We start from the raw sequence: 21,216 nt of genomic DNA on the forward strand, positions 1-21,216 counted from the left end.
AGAGTGCACACATGACCAACCAGAACCAGGCGCACGCGCCTCTCGCACTGAGCAACGATCTCACCGTGTTCGCCACCGGCAGCTGGGTAGGGCGGGTGTGGCTGCCCGAGCAGGGCCCGGCCGTGGTGCTGGTCAGGGCCGGCGCCGTGCATGACATCAGTGCCCATGTGGCCACCGTCTCGGCCCTGCTCGAACAACCCGACCCGGCCGCCTACCTGCGCGCACTGCCGCTGGGCGAGGCGTTGATCGAGCTGCCCGCGCTGCTGGCCAACAGCGACCCGCAGCAGCGCGATGCGCGCCTGCCATGGTTGCTGGCCCCCATCGACCTGCAGGCGGTCAAGGCCGCCGGCGTGACCTTCGCCGCCAGCCTGCTGGAGCGTGTGGTCGAAGAGCAGGCCAAGGGCGACCCGGCCAAGGCCGACGCGATTCGCGACACCCTGGTCAGCCGTATCGGCGCCGACCTGTCGCGTATCGTGCCCGGCTCGGCCCAGGCCGAAGAACTGCGCGTGCTGCTGGTGGAGCAGGGCATGTGGTCGCAGTACCTGGAAGTGGGCATCGGCCCGGACGCCGAAGTGTTCACCAAGGCCCAGCCGTTGTCGGCGGTCGGCCACGGCGCCGATATCGGCCTGCACCCCAAGTCCAGCTGGAACAACCCCGAGCCCGAGGTGGTGCTGGCGGTGTCGAGCAACGGCACCATCCACGGCGCCATGCTGGGCAACGACGTGAACCTGCGCGACTTCGAGGGGCGCAGCGCGCTGCTGCTGTCCAAGGCCAAGGACAACAACGCCTCGACCGCCCTCGGCCCGCTGCTGCGCCTGTTCGACGAGACCTTCAGCCTGGAGGACGTGCGCGCCGCCGAAGTCGACCTGCGCGTCGAAGGCCGGGATGGCTTCGTGCTGCAGGGGCGCAGCTCGATGCGCCAGATCAGCCGCGACCCGGTCGACCTGGTACAGCAGACCCTCAACGAGAACCACCAGTACCCCGACGGCCTGGTGCTGTTTCTGGGTACCCTGTTCGCGCCCAAGCAGGACCGTGACCAGCCCGGCAGCGGTTTCACCCACAAGCTGGGCGATGTGGTCACCATCAGCAACCCGCTGCTGGGCAGCCTGTGCAACCGCGTGACCACCAGCGACCAGGCGCCACAATGGGCATTCGGCCTGCGTGCGCTGATCGAAAGCCTGAGCCGTCGTGGCTTGCTGGAGGTGGCAGTGACTGCACGCCAGCCCTGAGCGGGCGTGCGTATTCCAGGGATGACGTGTGGATGAAGGATCGCCTCGGCGTTTGACGCTGCAACAACAATAATAAAGGCCATCAGATGAACGCACTGAAGAAGTACCAACGCATCACCGTCGTGTTTCTGCTGTTGATCGGCATCGTCAACTATCTGGACCGCAGCGCGCTGTCGATTGCCAACACCTCGATCCAGCGCGACATGCTCATCAGCCCTTCGCAGATGGGCATCCTGCTGTCGGCCTTCTCCGTGGCCTATGCCTTTGCGCAGTTGCCACTGGGCCTGATCATCGACCGCCTGGGCAGCAAGATCGCCCTGGGCGCCTCGTTGCTGGCCTGGTCGGTGGCGCAGTCGCTGTGCGGGCTGGTCAACAGCTTTGGCGGCTTCATGGGCCTGCGGGTGCTGCTGGGGATCGGCGAGGCGCCGATGTTCCCCTCGGCGGCCAAGGCGCTGTCGGAATGGTTCGACGCCAACGAGCGGGGCACGCCGACCGGCATCGTGTGGTCGTCGACCTGCCTGGGGCCGTGCCTGGCGCCACCGTTGCTGACGCTGTTCATGGTCAACTTCGGCTGGCGCGGGATGTTCATCATCACCGGCGTGATCGGCATTGTGCTGGCGCTGTGCTGGTTGACGTTCTACAAGAGCAAGGCCAGGTACCTTGCCGAACTGGCGGCGCAGGGCCAGGCGCTGCCAAGCGAACAGCCGGCGCCGCGGGCTGACGCGGTGCAGGCGCCCAAGGCGTCGTACTTTGCCGGCTGGCTCGACCTGTTCAAGCATCGCAGCACCTGGGGCGCGGTGCTGGGCTTCATGGGCGTGATCTACATGCTGTGGCTGCACCTGACCTGGCTGCCGGGCTACTTCGAGCGCGAGCACGGGCTGAACCTGTACGACACCGCGTGGGTGGTATCGCTGGCCTATGGTTTCGGCGCGGTGGGCACCATCGTGGCGGGGCGGTTCTGCGACCTGCTGGTACGGCGTGGCATGAGCGTGCTGGCCAGCCGCAAGTTCAGCGTGATCACCGGGCTGGTGCTGGCGGCGCTGTTCACCTTGCCGCTGTCGTATGTGAGCGGGTTGACCGGGTGCGTGATACTGCTGTGCCTGGCGCTGTTCAGCATCAACATGGCCAGTGCCACGGCGTGGATGATCGTCAACACCATCGTCGACAGCCCGCGGGTGGCCTCGTTTGGTTCGATCCAGAACTTTGGCGGCTACATTGCAGGGTCCGTGGCGCCGATCGTGACCGGGTTCAGCATCCAGTATTCGGGCTCGTTCAATACCGCGTTCATGATCAGTGCGGTGGTGGCGCTGTGCTCGGCGCTGGCGTACTTCCTGTTGCTCAAGGCGCCGATCGGCGGGGCGGATGAGCCGGCGGGGCAGATGGCCGGGGCTACCCAGTAGGACAGGTGGCGAGCGCTTCGCGCTCGTTCGCTGGCGTGCCAGCGAAGAGGCCGGTGGTCTTCGCTCCTCTGCCATTCATCCACCCAATCGCACCCTGGCGCACGCGCGCCCTCAAACCCCCTGAATGGCCCGTGACACGGGCCCGCATTCAACCGGATCGAGGGTGAGCACCATGCCCCAGGGAAGCAAAGCCAAGTACACCGCCGAGCAGAAACGCAAGGCGCAGCACATCGAAGAAAGCTACGAGCAAAAAGGCACGCCCAAAGCCGAGGCCGAGGCGCGTGCCTGGGCCACGGTGAACAAGCAGTCTGGCGGGGGCGAGAAAAAGGGCGGCTCAGGTCGCAGCACCCCGGCCGGCGAAAAGCACGCCGCTGCCTCCGACTCGGCCAAACGCGCCGCCAGCACCCGCGCCGGCCACGCGCGCACCTCCACCACCTCGTTGGCCAGCCAGACCAAGCAAAGCCTGCTCAAGGAGGCGCGCAGCAAGGACATCAAGGGGCGCTCGAGCATGACCAAGGCGCAGCTGATCGAAGCGCTGCACGCCCACCACTGAACCCGCCCGACGCTGACCGGCGAGGCTGCCGGCCAGCGTCACGGGCTCAGGCCACCACGCCGTCGTCGACGATGGCCATCGGCAACTCGATGCTGCTGTCGCCAGGCGTGAGGATGACCTTGCGGCACTCCTGCTCCTTCTTGTCGAAGATCCTGTAGCCCTCGGCCGCCTGCTCCAGCGACAGGCGGTGGGTGATGATGGTTTCCGGCGTGAGCGCGCCGGTTTCGATGTAGCCCAGCAGTTCCGGCAGGTAGCGCTGCACGTGGGTCTGGCCCATGCGAAAGGTCAGGCCCTTGTCGAACGCATCGCCGAACAGGAAGCCGTGGATGAACCCCGAATACACCCCCGGCACACTGACCACACCGCCGCGCCGTGCTGCCGCGATGCACTGGCGCAAGGCCTTGCCGCTGCTGCCCTCGAGCTTGAGCGCGGCCAGCACGGTTTCGGTGGTGCTGCCCTTGGCCTCGAAGCCCACCGCATCGACCACACCATCCACCCCGCGCATGCCCGGGGTCTGGCGGATGATGGTATCGGCCGGGTCGTCGTCATCGTCGAAATTGATCGGGATCACGCCATACGCCTGCTGCGCATAGGCCAGCCGGTAGGGGTGGTGGTCGACCATGAAGATGCGTTCGGCGCCGAGCATCCGCGCCACCGCCGCGCACAGCAGCCCGACCGGCCCCGCGCCGTAGATGGCGAGGCTCGAACCCTGGCCGATCTCGGTGTTCTTCACCGCCTGGAAGGCCGTGGGCAGGATGTCGGACAGAAACAGCACCTTCTCGTCGCTCAGCGTGCCGGGCACGCGGAACGGCCCGGTGTTGGCCTTGGGTACGCGCACGTACTCGGCCTGGCCGCCGGGTACGCCACCGTACAGGTGGCTGTAGCCGAACAGCGCTGCGCCAGAGGGGATGAGCTTCTTGTTGAGGATCGCCCCGCGCCCGGTATTGGTGGTCTCGCACGCGGCGAACAGGTCCTGCTGGCAGAAGAAACAGCTGCCGCAGGCAATCACGAACGGGATCACCACGCGATCGCCCGGCTGCACTGCGGTCACCCCGGTGCCGACTTCCTCGACCACGCCCATGAACTCGTGACCGAAGATGTCGCCGTCTTCGACCGCCGGGATCTTGCCGCGGTACAGGTGCAGGTCCGAGCCGCAGATGGCGGTGGCGGTCACCCGCAGGATCAGGTCGTCGGATTCTTCCAGAATGGGGTCGGTAACGGTATCGACCCTGACGTCGTGGGCGCCGTGGTAGGTGAGTGCTCTCATGGTCTCTCCAGCTTCGCGTAGGTAGGTGCAACACAGAGGGGCGTGCCCCGGCGCGCAGGGCGCCGGGGCGACACTCAGGGCCTGAAGCCCAGGCCGTCGGACAGGTCGGCAGGCCCCTCTCGGGGGGCCTGCGCGGCAGCTGCCGGCGCGTTGGCGTCGGCGTTGTGCACGGCCTGGGTGGCGTCGGCGTACAGCGCCTTGCCGGTGCGGGTCACCTTGTCGGCCAGGGCATCGCGGGTTTCGCCCATCAGTTCGTCCTCCTTGCGCGTGCCGGGCAATGCCGCGCCCAGGGCCGCGCCGAGGGCGATGCCGATGGCGGCCAGCACCAGCGGCTGGTCCTTGAGCAGGTGGTCGAACTGGCCCTTGAGCTGCGCGGCCTGGGCCTGCACCCGGTCGCTGGCGTGGTGCGCGGCCTGGCGCACCTTGTCGGCCGAGCTGCCCAGGCTGTCGCCGGCGTCGCGCGCCTTGTCGTGGGCCACGTCCGAGGCATGGTGCAGGTGCTCGCCGGCCTGGGCCATGGCGCCCTTGATGCCGCTGGCAGCGTCGCCCAGCGTGTCGGCCAGGCCGCTGCCGCCAAAGGTCGGCGAGCCGGGTGAGAAGGGGCGGTTCTGGTTCAGCGCCAGCCACGCCAGGCCCACGCCGGTGAGCACGGTGGGCACCGGGTTGTTCTTCAGGGTGGTGCCCAGGTTCTGGAAGAACTCGCCGCCGTTGCCCTTGAAGTACGCCATGCCCTGGTCGATCAGCTGGCCGGGGGTGAGGCGGTGTTCCAGCGAGTCCACCAGGTGGCTGATGCTGGCGCGCTTGGCGTCGATCTCCTGCTCCAGGGTTTCCGGGCTCTTGTGCGATTCGGCTTCGAATGAGGTGCTCATGAGACTTTCCTCTTCAGTGCGTCCTTGTCCTGTTGCAGGGCATGCAGGGTGCGGTCAGGGGTGAGGTTGGACGGGTCGAACTGCTTCTTGCCGGCCTGCAGCATCATGAAGCCGATGACCAGGGTCACCGCGCCCACGATCAGCGCCGCCAGCCAGGGCGCGACCACGTAGGCCAGGCCGTACACCGCCGCCATCAGCAGGATGATCAGGCCCGCCAGCAGCACCATGGCGCCGCCGGCCACGGCGGCTGTACCGGCCTTGAGGGTGGTCAGGCTGCGTTGCAGTTCGGCCTTGGCCAGTGCCAGCTCCTTGGTGAACAGCTCGGGCACTTCACGGGTGAGCTGGCGCAGCAGGCTGCCGATGCTGGTGTTGTCGTGCTCGCCCGGTGGCGCGGGGGGCAGGGTATCGAGTGGGTCGCGTTCCATCACACACCTCCCTTGAAGCTGTCCTGGGTGTTGGGGCCATCGGCCAGGGTGCGGCCGAGCGGGTCGGCGGGCACGGGGTTGTCGCGCAGCGGCGGTACCGAGCTCTGGTAGGGCGTGCTGGCACCGTAGGCCTGCGTGGGGGTGCCCGACGCGGTCGGGTGGCTGCTGCTGGCGCGCAGGAAGCGCGACAGGCCAAAGCCGATGGCGACGCTGCCGGCCAGGAACAGCGTGGGGTTGTCGCGGGCCAGTTGCGCGCCCTTGTGCACCAGGTCCTCGATGCTGTTGTCGCGGACCTGGTCGGCAAAATCGCCCAGCCCGCTGGCCAGTTGCGCCATGTACTGGGCCAGCCCGAGGGAATCCTTGCCTTCAAGGGCCGAGGCTGCCGACTGGGCGCCTTCGACCAGCGAGTCGAGCTGTTCGGCGGCCAGGTCGCGATACTGCTCGTACTGTCTGGCGCCGTGTTCCCTGGCGTCGTCGAGCAATGCCCCGGCGTCTTCGGCCAGGGTGTGCAGGTGTTCCTGCGGGGTGCCCTGGGGCGACTGCGAGGCGTCGCCGTGGGCCGACTGATCAGTCCCGTTCATTGTGGTTCTCCCTTACGTTCGGATAAACGCCGGGCACACTGCGCTGATTGCCAAGCACTGTTTTATGGACTCTCAGGCGGATGACGATGGACGTGGCGGCAGAGTTCAAGGCAAGTGACAGGTGACTGCCAAGGGCACGACCAAAGGTGGGACGGGCCCGCCCGGCGGCGGGCCTGGGGAAGGGGTCAGTGGCTGGTGGTATTCTTGAGGGCCTTCATGTAGTTGGCCTTGAACGCCTGCATCTGTTCGCCAAGGGCCTCGAGTTCGGCTTTTTTCAGCAGCTTGCGAGCCTGCGGGAACATCTCGGACTCTTCTTCCTCGATATGGTGTTCGAGCAGCTCCTTCACCACCTTCACGCGGCCGGTGAACTCCGGGGTCGACGGGTCGGTGGTCTTGAGGTCGGGCAGCACCAGGGAGTCGACGGTGCGGTGCTCTTCCTTGGCCTCGTAGTACATCACGTCCTGTTCCTTGCCGCCGGCCTGCTTGAACGCCGGGTAGAGGATCTGCTCCTCGATCTCGGTGTGCACGGTGATTTCCATCTCCAGTTCGGCAAGCAGCTGGGTGCGCGTCTTGACGCCGCGCTCGGTGGATGCGCTCAGTTTTGCCAACAGGGCCTTTACGCGCTTGTGATCGGCTTCGAGCAGTTCAATGGCATTCATGGTGATCTCCGGTGGCGGGTACGGTGGCGTGTTCGCCTCGGTAGTCGTTGCATCAACGATGCCAGCCTGCACCGCTGGAAAAACCTCGTTGAATCAACGGCGTCGCCAGCGCATGGGCAGCGTCAGGCTTGCAAATTGCCCGAAACGGCCACCGGATCATGCAGTTTGGATGAAGGCACACTGCCCACGCCCACGCCGCCTCAGCGAAGTGGCGTGGGCATGCAATCAGCGCTTGCGCTTGGGCAGCACCGCGCTGAGCACCTGCTTGGCGGTCTGGGTGATCACGCCGGCTTCGTCGGGGTCGCCCTTGAGCAGGGTGGTGGCGAAGTTCTTCGCCTGTTGCACGGTGATGTGCGGCGGCAGGGGCGCCACGTCGGGGTCGGTCTTGAACTCGATCAGCACCGGGCAGTCGCTGGCCAGGGCCTGCTCCCAGGCGGCGGCAACGTCTTCTTCACGCTCGACGAAAATGCCCTTGAGCCCGATGGAGATGGCAAACAGGTGGTAGGGCACGTCGGGAATGTTCTGCGACGCCTCGAACTTGGGGTCGCCCTCCATTACCCGCTGCTCCCAGGTGACCTGGTTGAGGTCCTCGTTGTTGAACACCGCGCAGATCCAGTTCGGGGTCTGCCACTGACGCCAGTACTTGGCCACGGTGATCAGCTCGGCCATGTTGTTCATCTGCATGGCGCCGTCGCCCACCAGCGCGATCACCGGGCGCTCGGGGTGGGCGAACTTGGCCGCGATGGCGTAGGGCACGGCCGCACCCATCGAGGCCAGGCCGCCGGACAGCGAGCACTGCATGCCGCGGCGGATCTTCAGGTCGCGGGCGTACCAGTTGGCGCACGAACCCGAGTCGCTGGTGATGATGGCCTGGTCGGGCAGCCGCGGGGACAGCTCGTGCACCACCCGCTGCGGGTTGATCGGGTTGGCGCTGACCAGGGCGCGTTTTTCCAGGGTCTTGTCCCAGCGGGCGCGCCAGCCTTCGACCTTCTTGCGCCAGCTGCGGCTGGTCTTGCTGTCGAGCAGCGGCAGCAGGGTGCTCAGGGTTTCGGCCGCATCGCCCACCAGGTTGACCTCCATCGGGTAGCGCAGGCTGAGCATGTCGGGCTGGATGTCGATCTGCACCGCGCGGGCCTGGCCCTCCTTGGGCAGAAACTCGGCGTAGGGGAAGCCCGAGCCGATCATCAGCAGGGTGTCGCACTCCTGCATCAGCTTGTAGCTGGGCTCGGTGCCGAGCAGGCCGATGGCGCCGGTGACCCAGGGCAGTTCGTCGGGCAGGGCGGCCTTGCCCAGCAGCGCCTTGGCCACGCCGGCGCCGAGTTTTTCGGCCACGGCGATGACCTCGTCGGTGGCGTTCAGCGCGCCCGCACCAACCAGCACGGCGACCTTCTTGCCCGCATTGAGGATGTCGGCGGCGCGCTGCAGGTCGGCCTCGTAGGGCACCACCCTGGGCTTGCTGTAGCCGACGCCCGAATGCAGGGTGCCGTGGGCGCGAGCGGGTTCTTTATAGGGCAGGTCCTGCAGGTCGTTGGGCAGGATCACCGCCGTGACGCGGCGCTCGCCCACCGCCGTGCGCACGGCACGGTCGATCAGGTGGCGTACCTGGGAGGGTTCGGAGGCCTGCTGCACGAAGGCGCCGGCCACGTCCTTGAACATCGACAACAGGTCCAGTTCCTGCTGGTAATGGCCGCCCAGCGCGGTGCGGGCCTGCTGGCCGACGATGGCGAGCACCGGCATGTGGTCCATGCGCGCATCGTAGAGGCCGGTGAGCAGGTGCGAGGCGCCGGGGCCGGAGGTGGCGATGCATACCCCCAGCTCGCCGGTGAACTTGGCATGGGCTGCGGCCATGAACGCGGCCATTTCCTCGTGCCGCGCCTGGATGAATTCGATCTTGCCCCGGGCCCGGTCGAGCGCGCCGAACACGCCGTTGATGCCATCGCCAGGGTAGCCGTAGATACGTCGCACGCCCCATTGATACAGCCGCTCAACCAGGAAGTCGCCCACTGTCGTCGTCATTCGATCCCTCACGTTTACAAGTGATAGTCAGAGGTCTGGACCGGGCGTGCGCGCAGAAAGTTTCAACTGTCGAGCGTGGCGACGACTATCGCGGCGGGGGCATTTGAAGGCATATTGCCGTGCCACCCGGCGTGCTCTGCACGCTTTACCAGAACAACCAGAAGAGGCAGAACGTGGTGCAACGGCGGCAGTTCAGCGGTGCCCTGCAGGGCTCGAACCTGCGTTTTGTAGGCGGGCAGGGTCACGGCAGCGGGCCCCGGGCGCGGGTGGGCTTTGTGCTGCTCGAACATTTTTCGTTGCCGGCCTTCACCCAGGCGCTCGATACCCTGGTCACCGCCAACCTGATCCAGGCTGATGCCTTCGCCACCACCACCTTCAGCCTTGACGGTGCCTCGGTGGTCAGCGACCTGGGGCTGGTGATCTGCCCGGATGCGCCGCTGGGGCTGAAGACGCTCGAAGGCCTGGACCTGCTGGTGGTGTGCGGTGGCCTGCGCACCGTGCTGCGCCCGCTGCCGGAGCTGGCGCTGTTGCTGCAACGGGCTGCGCAGGCGGGGGTGGCGTTGGCGGGGCTGTGGAATGGTGCCTGGTTTCTGGCCCAGGCCGGCCTGCTCGATGGCTACCAGTGTGCGGTGCACCCGGAAAACCGTGCGGCGCTGGCCGAGCTGGCCAGGCATAGCCAGGTGACAGGGGAGAGCTACACGGTGGACCGAGACCGCCTGACGGCGGGCAGCCCGGCGGGGGCGTTCAACATGGTGCTGGAATGGATCGGCCAGCGTCATGGGCGTGGCCTGGTGGATGCCGTGGTCGATATCCTGGCCTACGAGGCCTCGCGCTTTCGCCGGGTGCAGCCGACCGTGCACCAGAACATGAGTGCGCCGCTGCGCGAGGCGATCAAGCTGATGGGGGCCAACCTTGAAGAGCCGCTGAGCCAGGTGCAGTTGGCGCAGTATGTGGGGTTGTCCCGGCGTCAGATCGAGCGGCTGTTCCAGTCGCAGCTGGGGACCACGCCGGTCCGTTACTACCTGGAGTTGCGCATTACCGAGAGTCGCCGGTTGTTGCAGCACTCGGACCTGGCATTGATCGATGTGGCCCTGGCGTGCGGCTTTGTTTCGCCCAGCCATTTCAGCAAGTGCTACACCTCTTTTTATGGGTACGGCCCGTCGAAGGAGACGCGATTTGGCTGCGTGAACGGGCCGCAAAAGCCGGACATGCCGTAAGCCATGCGGTAACCACCTGTTTTTTCGTTATTTTTTATCGTTGGGGGCTTCCCTGGCGAAGCGAAAGTTGGTACATTTCCGCTCATTCCTGCCGAGGCCTTTCATGGGCTTCCAGTTGCATCACAGGGGCGTCGCCAAGCGGTAAGGCAGCAGGTTTTGATCCTGCCATGCGTTGGTTCGAATCCAGCCGCCCCTGCCATTTTTTCCCGTATCAACCTCCCCAACTATCAAAAGCTGCTTGATTGCGGTTGGCTTCCGTTCGTGCTGCGTTTCGCTGCCGGGCCAGCGGCGCCAAGGCTGCAGGCCATGGCGCTCGGTTTAAACAACGTAGGTTCAAACGCTGGTCGCAGGGCTAGTGATCGTTGTGCTTGACCTTGCGCACCCGCACCAGAATCAACCCCAGCACGCCGATGGCCAGCGGCGCCATGCCCAGCAGTGCGTCCCGTGCGCTGACCTGCAGCCCCATCACCGTCAGGCCTGAATAGATCAGCTTGAACAGGTTGAGCAGGTAGTAGGTGATGGCGATGATCGACAACCCTTCCACTGCGCGCTGGATCTTGATCTGGGTGTCGGCGCGGGTGCTCAGGCTCTTGAGGATCTCCGCGTTCTGCTCCTCCATTTCCACCTGCACCCGTGCCTGCAGCAGGTCGCCCAGGTTGGCCACGCTCTTGGCCAGCTGGTCCAGGCGCTGTTCGGTCACGGCGCAGTAGCGCACCGTGGGCTTGAAGCGCCGTTCGATGAAGATACCCAACCGCTGGCAATCGCCCAGGTGGCTTTCGCGCAGCTCGCCCAGGCGCTCGAACACCAGTTGCGCATAGGCCTGGGTGGCGCTGAAGCGGTGGCGGGTCTTCGCGGCGCTGCGCACCATCTGCGCCGACAGCCCGGCAATGTCGCCCAGCAGTGCCTTGGCGTTGCCCGGCTGCGGGTCGGCGTTGCGCTCGGACAGGCTCACCAGGGTTCTGTCGTAGGCATTGAGCTCCACGCTCAGGGCCTTGGCGGTGTCCAGCGACAGCGAGGCCATCATGCGGTAGGTCTCGATCTCCAGCAGGCGCCGGATCATGCGGCCCTGGCGGTAGGCATTGAGGCGCCTGTTGACGAACAGGAAGCGGTTGGTGCCGTCCTCGCCCAGGCGAAAATCGCTCCATACCCGCGCATCGCCCCCGCCAATGCACGAGCCGCACGGGTCCTTGAAGCCGTAGCGCGACAGCTCGCCGGCAAATGCCGCGTCGTTGTGCACCATGATCTGCACGGCATTGATCAGGTACGGCAAAAAGGCATCGACCCTGTCCATCAGCAGCGCGGGCAGGGGCTGCCAGGCCGGCGTCTGCTCGGTGGTGGTGACCACCAGGGTGAGGGTGACGAACTCGGCGTGCCGTTCCCATTTCAGGGCGTGGCCTTGCAGTCGGGTGATGCCTTGCACGGCGCCTGGGCTCACCGGCTCAGGGCAGCACTGCTGCAGCAGCGCCTCGCAACGTGCGTCGTCGCTGAGAAAGGCCAGGTGGTAGACGTGGGCGGGCTCGTCGAAGTACAGCGAGGGGCGGGCGTGCAGCTCGTTGTGCAAGGTCTTGCGCTGTGGGTGCATGTAGATCAGGCCATGTTGGAATTGTTCTTGGCGCTTTCGATGATGCCCGTGACGAAGGTGATCAGGGCCTGGGTCAGGCCCTGTTCGCTGACCTGCACCCCGCGCCACTGCGCGTGCCCGTACAGCATGCCGATGACGGCATGGGTGACGAGGCCGATCGCGCCTCCCTGGCGCCCGTCGCGTGCACACTCGCTAGCAATGATGCCGCTCAGGATCGACGCATGGCTGCGGTTGAGCGCGTCGATCTGCAACTGCTGTTCGTGGGACAGGTTGACGTACTCGCGAGTCACCAATTGCACGCGATGGGCGTGCGCCAGGTTGAACCGCACAAACGCCTGGACGAAGCGCTGCAGGCGTTCTTCGGGGGTTCTGGCGCCTTTCATGCAGCGTTTTGTGTCGAACACCAGGTCGGCCAGGGTCGACTCGATCAGCTCGAACAACAGGCACTGCTTGTTCTCGATGTGGTGGTACAGCGAGCCGGCACGCAGGCCCAGATGGCTGGCCAGGTCGCGCAGGCCGATGGCCTGGTAGCCGCGGGTGGCGAACAGTTCGGTGGCCGCGTCGAGCAGGCGGTCCCGGGGCGAGCAGGCAGTAGCGGCAGCGGGCATGGCGCAGTCCTGTATGGGCATCGAGCGGGGCAAATTCGGTTTGACCAAATGTAAGACAACAGGCATCTTACGTAAAGACTAATGCGCGGAGGTGGTTATGGAAGGTCAGACGGTCGTAATCGTTGGCGGGGCTTCGGGTTTGGGCCTGGAGACCGCCAGGTTGATGGTCAAGCGTGGGGCACGAAAAATCGGCTTGATCGATCGCAATGAGCAGTTGATGGCCGAGGCGGCAAGCACCTTGCGCGCCCTGGATTGCGAGGTGGCCACGGCGGCGGCGGACATTTCGCGCCAGGCCAGCGCCCATGCAGCCTTCGGGCAGGTCGTCGAGGCACTGGGGCGGGTGCACTGCCTGGTCAACAGCGCGGCGATCTACCCGCGCCAGGACATCTTCGAGATCACCGACGAAGAATGGGACCTGGAAAACGCGGTCAACATCAAGGGCACCTACCACATGATGGTCGCCGCCGTGCGCCACATGCAGGGCTTCGTCGCGGCGCCGCAGGTGACCGGGCGCATCGTCAACGTGACCTCGGTGGACGCCTTCAAGGCGCACCCGCAGAACGCCCACTATGCCGCCACCAAGGCGGCGGTGGTGAGCCTGACCAAATCCTTCGCCCAGGCCTGTGCCAAGGACCAGATCCTGGTCAACTCGGTGGCGCCGGCCGGCTTTGCCACCGAGCGCGCCCGCCAGCTGGGTTTTCTCGGCGAGCTGGCCGCCGCCAACCCGCTGGGCCGCGCGGCGGAACCTGCAGAGATCGCCGAATGGATCGTGATGATGGGCAGCAGCCGCAACAGCTATGCCACGGGTGAGAACGTGATTGTCAGCGGGGGTTACATCTATGCCTGAAGCAACCGCATTACCGGCGTCCTACCGATGTGCACTGGTGACCGGTGCCACCAGCGGCATCGGCAAGGCCATCGTGCTGGCCCTGCGCGATGCCGGCCTGCAGGTGATTGCCGTGGGCCGCAGCCGTGAGGCGCTGCAGGCGTTGGGCCAGGAGCAGGGCGTGGTGACGGTGGAGGCCGACGTGCGCCAGGCCGACGCCTTTGCCCAGGTGCTGAGCCAGTACCCGGTGGACGTGCTGGTCAACAATGCCGGGGTGCTGTCGAGCCGAGCCGCGTTCCAGGACATGGACCCGGCCGAGATCGACACCATGCTCGACATCAACCTCAAGGCGCCCCTGCACCTGACCCGTCAGGTGCTGCCGGGCATGGTGCAGCGCGGCCATGGCCACCTGTTCTTCATCGGCTCGAGTGCCGGGCGTGCGCCGCACCCCGGGGCGGCGGTGTATGGTTCGTCGAAGGCCGGCATCAGCCTGTTCTGCGACGCGCTGCGCTGCGATCTGCTGGGCAGCGGGGTGCGGGTGACCGAAATCGCCCCGGGTCGCGTGCAGACCCAGCTGTACCGCACTGCCATGGGCATGCAGGCCGCGGGCAGCGAGCTGTATGACGGCTACGCCTCGATCATGCCCGAGGACATCGCCCAGCTGCTGCTGGCGGCCTTGCGCCTGCCCGAGAAGGTGGACGTTTCGCGTCTGGAGGTGTTCCCCACGGCCCAGGCCGTGGGCGGCGCGCGGATGGTCAAGACGCTCGGCTGAGGCAGGCGGTGCCGGTGCGCACGGCGCATCGGCACGCCAGCCCGGGCGAGGGTGGAAAAGCGTGGTGTTAGTGCTTGACCACCTGTAAGACAACATATAACTTACATTAAGCCCGCCAACCAGTCGGGTGTGACAAGCACAAGAATTCAGGGGAACGACGATGACTGCTACAGCATGCCGAGTCGGCGTGGACATAGGTGGGACCTTTACGGATATCGCGCTGGATGTCGGCGGGGTGTTGCACTCGACCAAGATTCTGACGGACTACGCATTGCCCGAGCGTGCGATCCTCACGGGTGTGCAGGCGGTCGTCGACGCGGCAGGCCTGAAGCTGTCGGATATCGAGCAGCTGATCCACGGCACCACCCTGGCCACCAACGCCCTGATCGAGCGCCGCGGCGCCCGCACTGCGTTCATCACCACCGAAGGTTTTCGCGACACGCTGGAGATGCGCACCGAAAACCGCTTCGAGCAGTACGACATCAACATTGCCCTGCCACCGCCGCTGATCGAGCGCGAGCACCGCTACACCCTGCGCGAGCGCCTGGACGTACGCGGCAACGTGCTGATCGCCCCGCAACAGGCCGATATCGACGCGCTGGTGCAGCGCATCGGCGAGGGCGACTACCAGAGCGTGGCCATCGGCCTGATCCACAGCTACATCAATGGTGCCCACGAGCGCCTGTTGCGCGACGCCCTGCAGGCACGCCTGCCACACCTGTCGATTTCGATCTCCAGCGAAGTCTCGCCGCAGATGCGCGAGTTCGAACGCTTCAACACCGTGTGCGCCAACGCCTACGTCAAACCCCTGATCAAGTCGTACCTGGACCGCCTGGTGGTCACCCTCAAGGCCGCCGGCGCCGATTGCCCGGTGTTCATGATCCATTCCGGCGGCGGCATCATCTCGGTGCAGAGCGCCGCCGAGTTTCCGGTGCGCCTGGTGGAGTCGGGCCCGGCGGGCGGGGCGATCTTCGCCGCCGACATTGCGCGCAAATACGCGCTCGACGCGGTGGTGTCGTTCGACATGGGCGGCACCACTGCCAAGATCTGCCTGATCGAGAACCAGGTGCCCAAGACCGCCAAGACCTTCGAAGTGGCGCGCACCTACCGCTTCAAGAAGGGCAGCGGCATGCCGATTTCCATCCCGGTGGTGGAGATGGTCGAGATCGGCGCCGGCGGCGGTTCCATCGCCAGCATCGACAGCATGCGCCAGATTCGTGTGGGCCCGCACAGCGCGGCGTCCGAGCCGGGCCCGGCCTGCTATGACCGCGGTGGCCTTGAGCCGACCATCACCGATGCCAACCTGCTGCTGGGCCGCCTGGATGCCGACAATTTTGCCGGCGGCGCGCTGCGCCTGTCGGTCGACAACGCCGCCAGCGCGGTGGACCGGGTGATCGGCCAGCCGCTGGGCATGGACCCGCGCACCGCCGCCTTCGGCATCTGCGAAGTGGTCGACGAGAACATGGCCAACGCCGGCCGGGTGCACGCGGTGGAGAGCGGCAAGGACATTGCCGACTACACCATGATCACCTTTGGTGGCGGTGGCCCGCTGCACGCCGCGCGTCTGTGCGAAAAGATGGGTGTGTCGCGCTTTCTGGTGCCGGCCGGCGCCGGGGTAGGGTCGGCCATCGGTTTTCTGCGTGCGCCGTTCGGCTATGAAGCGGTACGCAGCGCCTTCGTGCGCCTGGCCGAGTTCGAGGCGGGGCAGGTCAATGCACTGATCGACGACATGAAGGCCGAGGCCCTGGGCTTCCTGCGCCAGGGCATGCCCGAGGGCGAGCCGGAGATGGAGTGCACCGCGTTCATGCGCTACGTCGGCCAGGGCTGGGAGATCCCCGTGAGCCTGCCGTTCAAGGCTTTCAGCAACAGCGACACGGCGCAGTTCAAGACGCTGTTCGAGGCGGCCTACACGGTGTTCTTCGGTCGCCCGATCGAAGGCCCGGACGTGGAGATCGTCAGCTGGTCGGTCAAGGCCAGTTCGCCCTTGCCGCCCGTGGCGCTGGCCAGCCAGGTCAAGGCCTCGCACCGCGCCCACGAAGTGGCGCGTCGCCAGGTGTTCGACGTGGTCGCCGGCGGTTTCGTCGATGCCGGCATCTACCAGCGCGAAGCGCTGCAGGTCGGTGCGCGCATCGATGGCCCGGCGATCATCGCCGAGCGCGAAACCTCGACCTTCGTGTCGTCCTCGTTCACCGCCACGGTCCAGCCCGACGGCTGCCTGCTGGTCGTCCGGCGCTAAGCCGCATTCGTTTGGAAGGCGATAACCCATGAGCGAAACAATGATCGATATTCAAATGCAGGTGATGTGGAACCGCCTGGTGTCGGTGGTCGAAGAACAGGCCCTGACCCTGATCCGCACCGCGTTCTCCACCAGCGTGCGCGAAGCCGGCGACCTCTCGGCCGGGGTGTTTGACCGCGCCGGCAACATGCTGGCCCAGGCAGTCACCGGCACCCCCGGCCACGTCAACACCATGGCCGAGGCGGTGGTGCACTTCATCAACGACATCGGCCCGGACAACATCTTCGAAGGCGACGTGTACGTCACCAACGACCCGTGGAAGGGCACCGGGCACCTGCACGACATCACCATCGTCTCGCCCTCGTTCTACAAGGGCCGGCTGATCGGCTACTTCGCCAGTACCGCCCACGTGGTGGACATCGGCGGGCGCGGTTTCGGCCCGGATGCCCGCGAGGTGTACGAGGAAGGCCTGTTCATCCCGATCATGAAGCTGTTCGAGCGCGGCCAGGTGAACCGCGACCTGATCAACATCCTGCGCAACAACGTGCGCGAGAACGACCGCGTGGTCGGCGACTTCTACGCACTGTCGGCCTGCAACGAGACCGGGCACAAACGCCTGCTGAGCATGCTCGACGAGTTTGCCCTGGACGACCTGGAACACATCGGCGGGTTCATCCTGGAGCACAGCCGCCGCGCCACCCTGGAATGCTTCAAGTCGCTGCCCCATGGCACCTACCACAACAGCATGACCCTGGACGGCTACGACGTGCCGGTGACGCTGGCGGTGACCCTGACGGTGGGCCCGGACGGCATTCTCACCGACTTCAGCGGTACCTCGGGCATGAGCCAGTTCGGCATCAACGTGCCGCTGGGCTACGCCAAGGCCTATGCCTGCTACGGGCTCAAGTGCATCGTGGCGCCGGAGATCCCCAACAACAGCGCCTCGCTGGAGCCCTTTGCGGTCACTGCGCCCGAAGGCTGCATTCTCAATGCCAAGCACCCGGCGCCGGTATCGGTACGCCATGTACTGGGCCACTTCGTGCCCGACCTGGTGCTGGGTGCGCTGCACAAGTGCCTGCCCGGCCAGGTGCCGGCCGAGGGCGCCAGCGCACTGTGGAACCTGCACCTGAGCGTGCGCCCGCTGGACAGCAACCCGACCGGGCGCAACGCCGAGATGCTGATGTTCAACAGCGGCGGCATGGGCGCGCGCTCCGGCATGGACGGCCTGAGCGCCACCGCGTTCCCCAGCGGCGTGCACACCATGCCGGTGGAAGCCACCGAACAGGCCGGCCCGGTGGTGGTGTGGCGCAAGGAACTGCGCGAAGGCTCTGGCGGTGCCGGCCTGCTGCGCGGCGGCCTGGGCCAGGAAATCGAGGTGTCGGCCGCCGAAGGCTACAGCTTCCGCTTCAGCGCCATGTTCGACCGCATCCAGTACCCGGCGCGTGGGCTCGAGGGGGGCAAGGAGGGGGCCCAGGGCTACGTGGGCCTGGACGACGGCACCCTGCTGCGCGGCAAGGGCCAGCAGTTCGTGCCGGCCGATCGGCGCCTGGTGCTGCGCCTGCCGGGTGGCGGCGGTTACGGCGACCCGCGCCAGCGGCCACGCCACGAGGTGGCGCGCGACCTGCGCTTTGGCTACATCAGTGCCAGCCAGGCACGCGACGACTACGCCTTCGAACCCGGCCAGGAGGGCTGACCCATGGACTTTCAGAGTGCCCGTGTGCGGGCGGTGAAAAGCTCGCCGAGCATGGCGGTATCGGTGCTGGCCAAGCAGATGCTGGCCAAGGGCGAGCCGGTGATCAACCTGAGCCTGGGCGAACCGGACTTCAACACCCCGGCCCACGTGATCGAGGCCGCGCACCAGGCGATGCTCGAGGGCAACAACCACTACACCGCGCCCAATGGCCTGGAGGTGCTGCGCCAGGCCATCGTCGACAAGTTCGAGCGGGAAAACGGCCTGCGCTACGCACTGGACGAAATCTGCGTGGGCAATGGCGCCAAGCAGCTGCTGTTCAATGCGTTTCTCGCCACCCTGGAGCAGGGCGATGAAGTGCTCACGCCAGCGCCGTACTGGGTGTCGTACACCGACATGGCGATGCTCAACGGTGGCGTGCCGAAGGTGGTGCCGTGCGGCGCCGAACACGGCTTCAAGCTGGATGCCGCGCGCCTTGAGGCCGCCATCACCCCGCGTACCCGCTGGCTGATGCTGAACTCGCCGAACAACCCCTGCGGGGCGATCTACAGCCGTGAAGAGTTCGCGGCCCTGGGCGCCGTGCTGGAGCGCCACCCCCGGGTGCTGGTGATCTCCGACGAGATCTACGAGCACATCGTGCTGGGCAGGCAGCCGTTCGTGTCGTTCGTCAGCGCCTGCCCGCACCTGCGCGAGCGCACCCTGCTGATCAACGGCGTGTCCAAGGCCTACGCCATGACCGGCTACCGCCTGGGCTATGCGGCCGGGCCACGCGAGCTGATCGTGGCAATGAACAAGACCCAGTCGCAGACCACCACCTGCCCGTCGACCATTTCGCAACTGGCGGCTGCTGCGGCGCTCAATGGCCCGCAGGATTTCGTGCGCCAGGCCAATCGCGAGTACCAGGCCCGAGGGGCGCTGGTGGTCGAGGGCCTGGCGGCCATCGAGGGGCTGAGCCTGCAGATGCCCGAGGGCGCGTTCTATGCCTTCCCGCAGTGCGCCGCGTTCATCGGCAGGCGTACGCCGGACGGGCAGGTGATCGAAACCGACGCCGACCTTGCCAGCTACCTGCTGCGGGTGGGCAAGGTGGCCACGGTGCCGGGCTCGGCCTTTGGCCTCGAACCCTACATTCGCCTGTCGTTCGCCACCTCGCGCCAGGAGCTGGAGCAGGCCCTGGGGCAGCTGCGCGATGCGTTCGCGGCGCTGGCCTAGTAACGACAAACCGACTTTCACGAGGTTTCAAGCATGAGCAAGCCGTTCAAACGTTTGTTGATCACCGGTGCAGCCGGCCGCCTGGGCAGCGTGTTGCGCAAGCACATGCAGGCCTTTGCCGACGAGCTGCGCCTGACCGATATCGCCGACATGGGCAGCGCCGCGCCGCACGAAGAGCTGGTGCGCTGCGACCTGGGCAACCTGGCCGATGTGCTGCCGCTGGCCGAGGGCGTGGATGCCATCATCCATGCCGGCGGCGTGCCGGTGGAGGACACCTTCGCGGCGATCCTCAACGGCAACATCGTGGGCACCTACAACATCTATGAAGCGGCGCGCCAGCATGGCGTCAAGCGCGTGATCTACACCAGCTCCAACCACGCCATCGGCTTCTATGACCGCACTGAAACCATCGACGCCAGCGCAGCGCACCGCCCCGACAGCCTGTACGGGGTGAGCAAGTGCTTTGCCGAGGACCTGGGCCGCTACTACTGGGACAAGTTCGCCATCGAGTCGGTGAACCTGCGCATCGGCTCCTCGTTCCCCGAGCCGCTGGACCGGCGCATGCTCGCCACCTGGCTGTCGTTCGCCGACTTCGCGCAGCTGTGCGAGCGCTCGCTGCTGGCGCCACGGGTCGGCCACATGATCGTGTACGGCATGTCCGACAACCGCGAAACCCTGTGGGACAACCGCCTGGCGTCCTCCCTCGGCTACGTGCCCACGGACAGCGCCGACGACTACCGCGAGAAGGTCCTGGCCGAGCACCCGCCGCTGGACCCGAACGAGCCGGCGGCGCGCTACCACGGCGGCAACTTCGCCGGCGCCGGCCACTTCGAAGACCCGAAATGACCTTTTCCGAGCACTTTTGAAGAGACCCCAGCCATGGCTTCGACAGCAACAAAGCAGCATTACGATGTGGTGATCGTCGGCGGTGCGGTGAATGGCAGCGCCACCGCGTACTTTCTGGCCAGCAACCCGGACTTCACCGGCTCGGTGCTGGTGGTGGAGCGCGACTGGACCTATGCCCAATCGGCCACGGCGTTGTCCAGCAGCTCTATCCGGGTGCAGTTCTCCAACCCGATCAACATCCAGATCTCGCGCTTTGGCGCGCAGTTCATCCGCGACTTCCCCGAACTGATGGCGGTCAATGGCGACAGGCCCGACCTGGCCTTCAAGGAGAACGGCTACCTGTTCCTGGCCGACCAGAAAGGCTTCGACGTGCTCAGGCGTCTGCACCAGACCCAGCTGGACAACGGTGCCGACGTCACGTTGCTGGACACCGAGGCGCTGATCCGCCGCTTCCCGTGGGTCAACCCCGACAGCCTGGCCGGCGGCACCTATGGCGAGAAGGACGAGGGCTGGTTCGACAACTACGGGATCATGAACGGCTTTCGCAGAAAGGCCCGCAGCCTGGGCGTGGAGTATGTCGAGAACGAAGTGGTCCAGGTGCTGCGCGAGGGTGATGTGATCACCGGTGTGCGCCTGGACGATGGCCAGTTGATCGGCTGTGGCCAACTGGTCAACACCGCCGGCACCCGTGGACGCCAGGTGGCGCGCCTGGCCGGGCTGGACATTCCGGTGGAGGCGCGGCGCCGTTCGCTGTTCGTGTTCGACTGCCATACGCCGCTGCCCGGCACCGTGCCGCTGACCATCGACCCCACCGGGGTGTTCTTCCGCCCCGAAGGCCACCTGTACCTGGGCGGCACCTACCCACGCCACGACCCGGAGGTGGATTTCAGCGACTTCGACGTGATGCACGACGAGTTCGAGGAAGAGGTGTGGCCGGTGCTGGCCGAGCGTGTGCCGGCGTTCGAGGCGATCAAGGTGGTCAACTCCTGGGCCGGGCACTACGACTTCTGCGTGCTCGACCACAACGCCATCGTCGGCCCCCATGACCAGGTGCGCAACTTCCTGTTCTGCAACGGTTTCAGTGGCCACGGCCTGCAGCAGGCGCCGGCCATCGGCCGCGGCCTGAGCGAGCTGATCATCTACGGGGGCTACCGCACCCTGGACCTGAGTGCCCTGAGTTATCAACGGGTGATCGAGAACCGTCCTTTCCTGGAAGACTCGGTCATCTGAC

Annotated in this window: 19 protein-coding genes and 1 tRNA gene; 12 read left to right on the forward strand and 8 right to left on the reverse strand. The window is 66.3% G+C overall.

Features of this window, described 5'->3' with window-relative positions; all coding sequences use genetic code 11:
- The first annotated feature begins 11 nt into the window (after nt 1–11).
- The 3 genes from N0B28_RS10905 to N0B28_RS10915 all read left to right on the forward strand — a co-directional run bounded on the left by N0B28_RS10905 (nt 12) and on the right by N0B28_RS10915 (nt 3,182).
- On the forward strand, nt 12–1,229 hold the full coding sequence (locus tag N0B28_RS10905) for a fumarylacetoacetate hydrolase family protein (RefSeq protein WP_275731780.1): 1,218 nt from the start codon (nt 12–14) through the stop codon (nt 1,227–1,229).
- An 86-nt stretch (nt 1,230–1,315) separates the two neighbouring features.
- The gene (locus N0B28_RS10910) at nt 1,316–2,629 is read left to right on the forward strand and encodes an MFS transporter (protein WP_054914329.1); all 1,314 of its coding nucleotides are present in this window, start codon (nt 1,316–1,318) and stop codon (nt 2,627–2,629) included.
- Nucleotides 2,630–2,801: 172 nt separating this feature from the next.
- Nucleotides 2,802–3,182, forward strand: coding sequence for a hypothetical protein (locus N0B28_RS10915; protein WP_043864065.1), 381 nt, complete (start codon nt 2,802–2,804; stop codon nt 3,180–3,182).
- 46 nt (nt 3,183–3,228) lie between these two features.
- Here the strand turns inward: N0B28_RS10915 and N0B28_RS10920 are convergent, their stop codons facing one another.
- From N0B28_RS10920 to N0B28_RS10945, 6 genes are all read right to left on the reverse strand, one after another.
- A complete protein-coding gene (locus N0B28_RS10920) occupies nt 3,229–4,449 on the reverse strand; it encodes a zinc-dependent alcohol dehydrogenase (RefSeq protein ID WP_196932836.1) in 1,221 nt (406 codons plus the stop codon).
- 74 nt (nt 4,450–4,523) lie between these two features.
- The gene (locus N0B28_RS10925) at nt 4,524–5,318 is read right to left on the reverse strand and encodes a DUF3618 domain-containing protein (RefSeq protein WP_275731782.1); all 795 of its coding nucleotides are present in this window, start codon (nt 5,316–5,318) and stop codon (nt 4,524–4,526) included.
- On the reverse strand, nt 5,315–5,743 hold the full coding sequence (locus N0B28_RS10930; protein WP_078481157.1) for a phage holin family protein: 429 nt from the start codon (nt 5,741–5,743) through the stop codon (nt 5,315–5,317). The genes N0B28_RS10925 and N0B28_RS10930 overlap by 4 nt, the downstream gene beginning before the upstream one ends.
- On the reverse strand, nt 5,743–6,324 hold the full coding sequence (locus tag N0B28_RS10935; protein ID WP_116053692.1) for a hypothetical protein: 582 nt from the start codon (nt 6,322–6,324) through the stop codon (nt 5,743–5,745). Before N0B28_RS10935 ends, N0B28_RS10930 begins: the two co-directional genes overlap by 1 nt.
- A gap of 185 nt (nt 6,325–6,509) precedes the next feature.
- The gene (locus N0B28_RS10940; RefSeq protein WP_043864060.1) at nt 6,510–6,983 is read right to left on the reverse strand and encodes a hemerythrin domain-containing protein; all 474 of its coding nucleotides are present in this window, start codon (nt 6,981–6,983) and stop codon (nt 6,510–6,512) included.
- 225 nt (nt 6,984–7,208) lie between these two features.
- Nucleotides 7,209–8,999: a thiamine pyrophosphate-requiring protein gene (locus N0B28_RS10945; RefSeq protein WP_275731785.1), complete on the reverse strand. Its 1,791-nt coding sequence runs from the start codon at nt 8,997–8,999 to the stop codon at nt 7,209–7,211.
- Between the two features lie 176 nt (nt 9,000–9,175).
- Between N0B28_RS10945 and N0B28_RS10950 the strand changes: the two genes are divergently transcribed.
- Together N0B28_RS10950 and N0B28_RS10955 are read left to right on the forward strand one after the other, a co-directional pair.
- A complete protein-coding gene (locus N0B28_RS10950; RefSeq protein ID WP_229590272.1) occupies nt 9,176–10,216 on the forward strand; it encodes a GlxA family transcriptional regulator in 1,041 nt (346 codons plus the stop codon).
- Between the two features lie 124 nt (nt 10,217–10,340).
- Nucleotides 10,341–10,415 (forward strand) — tRNA-Gln (locus tag N0B28_RS10955).
- Between the two features lie 153 nt (nt 10,416–10,568).
- Here N0B28_RS10955 and N0B28_RS10960 read toward each other — a convergent pair.
- On the reverse strand, nt 10,569–11,798 hold the full coding sequence (locus N0B28_RS10960) for a DUF3422 domain-containing protein (RefSeq protein ID WP_054914334.1): 1,230 nt from the start codon (nt 11,796–11,798) through the stop codon (nt 10,569–10,571).
- 5 nt (nt 11,799–11,803) lie between these two features.
- Nucleotides 11,804–12,406 carry a TetR/AcrR family transcriptional regulator gene (locus N0B28_RS10965; RefSeq protein ID WP_054914335.1) on the reverse strand — a complete coding sequence of 201 codons (603 nt, stop codon included), beginning with the start codon at nt 12,404–12,406 and terminating at the stop codon, nt 11,804–11,806.
- A gap of 97 nt (nt 12,407–12,503) precedes the next feature.
- Here N0B28_RS10965 and N0B28_RS10970 point away from each other — a divergent pair, with 97 nt between their 5' ends.
- From N0B28_RS10970 to N0B28_RS11000, 7 genes are all read left to right on the forward strand, one after another.
- Entirely contained in the window at nt 12,504–13,253 is a 750-nt protein-coding gene (locus tag N0B28_RS10970; protein WP_043864056.1) for an SDR family oxidoreductase, read from the forward strand.
- Nucleotides 13,246–14,004 (forward strand): SDR family oxidoreductase, encoded by a 759-nt coding sequence (locus tag N0B28_RS10975; protein ID WP_275731787.1) that lies wholly within the window; start codon nt 13,246–13,248, stop codon nt 14,002–14,004. The genes N0B28_RS10970 and N0B28_RS10975 overlap by 8 nt, the downstream gene beginning before the upstream one ends.
- Before the next feature lie 160 nt (nt 14,005–14,164).
- A complete protein-coding gene (locus N0B28_RS10980) occupies nt 14,165–16,240 on the forward strand; it encodes a hydantoinase/oxoprolinase family protein (RefSeq protein ID WP_275731789.1) in 2,076 nt (691 codons plus the stop codon).
- Between the two features lie 40 nt (nt 16,241–16,280).
- Nucleotides 16,281–17,933 (forward strand): hydantoinase B/oxoprolinase family protein, encoded by a 1,653-nt coding sequence (locus tag N0B28_RS10985; RefSeq protein ID WP_236171901.1) that lies wholly within the window; start codon nt 16,281–16,283, stop codon nt 17,931–17,933.
- A 3-nt stretch (nt 17,934–17,936) separates the two neighbouring features.
- Nucleotides 17,937–19,139, forward strand: a complete 1,203-nt coding sequence (locus tag N0B28_RS10990) for an aminotransferase class I/II-fold pyridoxal phosphate-dependent enzyme (RefSeq protein ID WP_043864052.1) — start codon at nt 17,937–17,939, stop codon at nt 19,137–19,139.
- Nucleotides 19,140–19,172: 33 nt separating this feature from the next.
- Nucleotides 19,173–19,985 carry an NAD(P)-dependent oxidoreductase gene (locus N0B28_RS10995; RefSeq protein WP_104572562.1) on the forward strand — a complete coding sequence of 271 codons (813 nt, stop codon included), beginning with the start codon at nt 19,173–19,175 and terminating at the stop codon, nt 19,983–19,985.
- Nucleotides 19,986–20,018: 33 nt separating this feature from the next.
- Nucleotides 20,019–21,215 (forward strand): FAD-dependent oxidoreductase, encoded by a 1,197-nt coding sequence (locus tag N0B28_RS11000; protein ID WP_275731793.1) that lies wholly within the window; start codon nt 20,019–20,021, stop codon nt 21,213–21,215.
- Nucleotide 21,216: the final 1 nt, after the last annotated feature.

Origin of the sequence: Pseudomonas sp. SD17-1, assembly GCF_029201585.1 — a bacterium.
Taxonomy (GTDB): domain Bacteria; phylum Pseudomonadota; class Gammaproteobacteria; order Pseudomonadales; family Pseudomonadaceae; genus Aquipseudomonas; species Aquipseudomonas palmensis.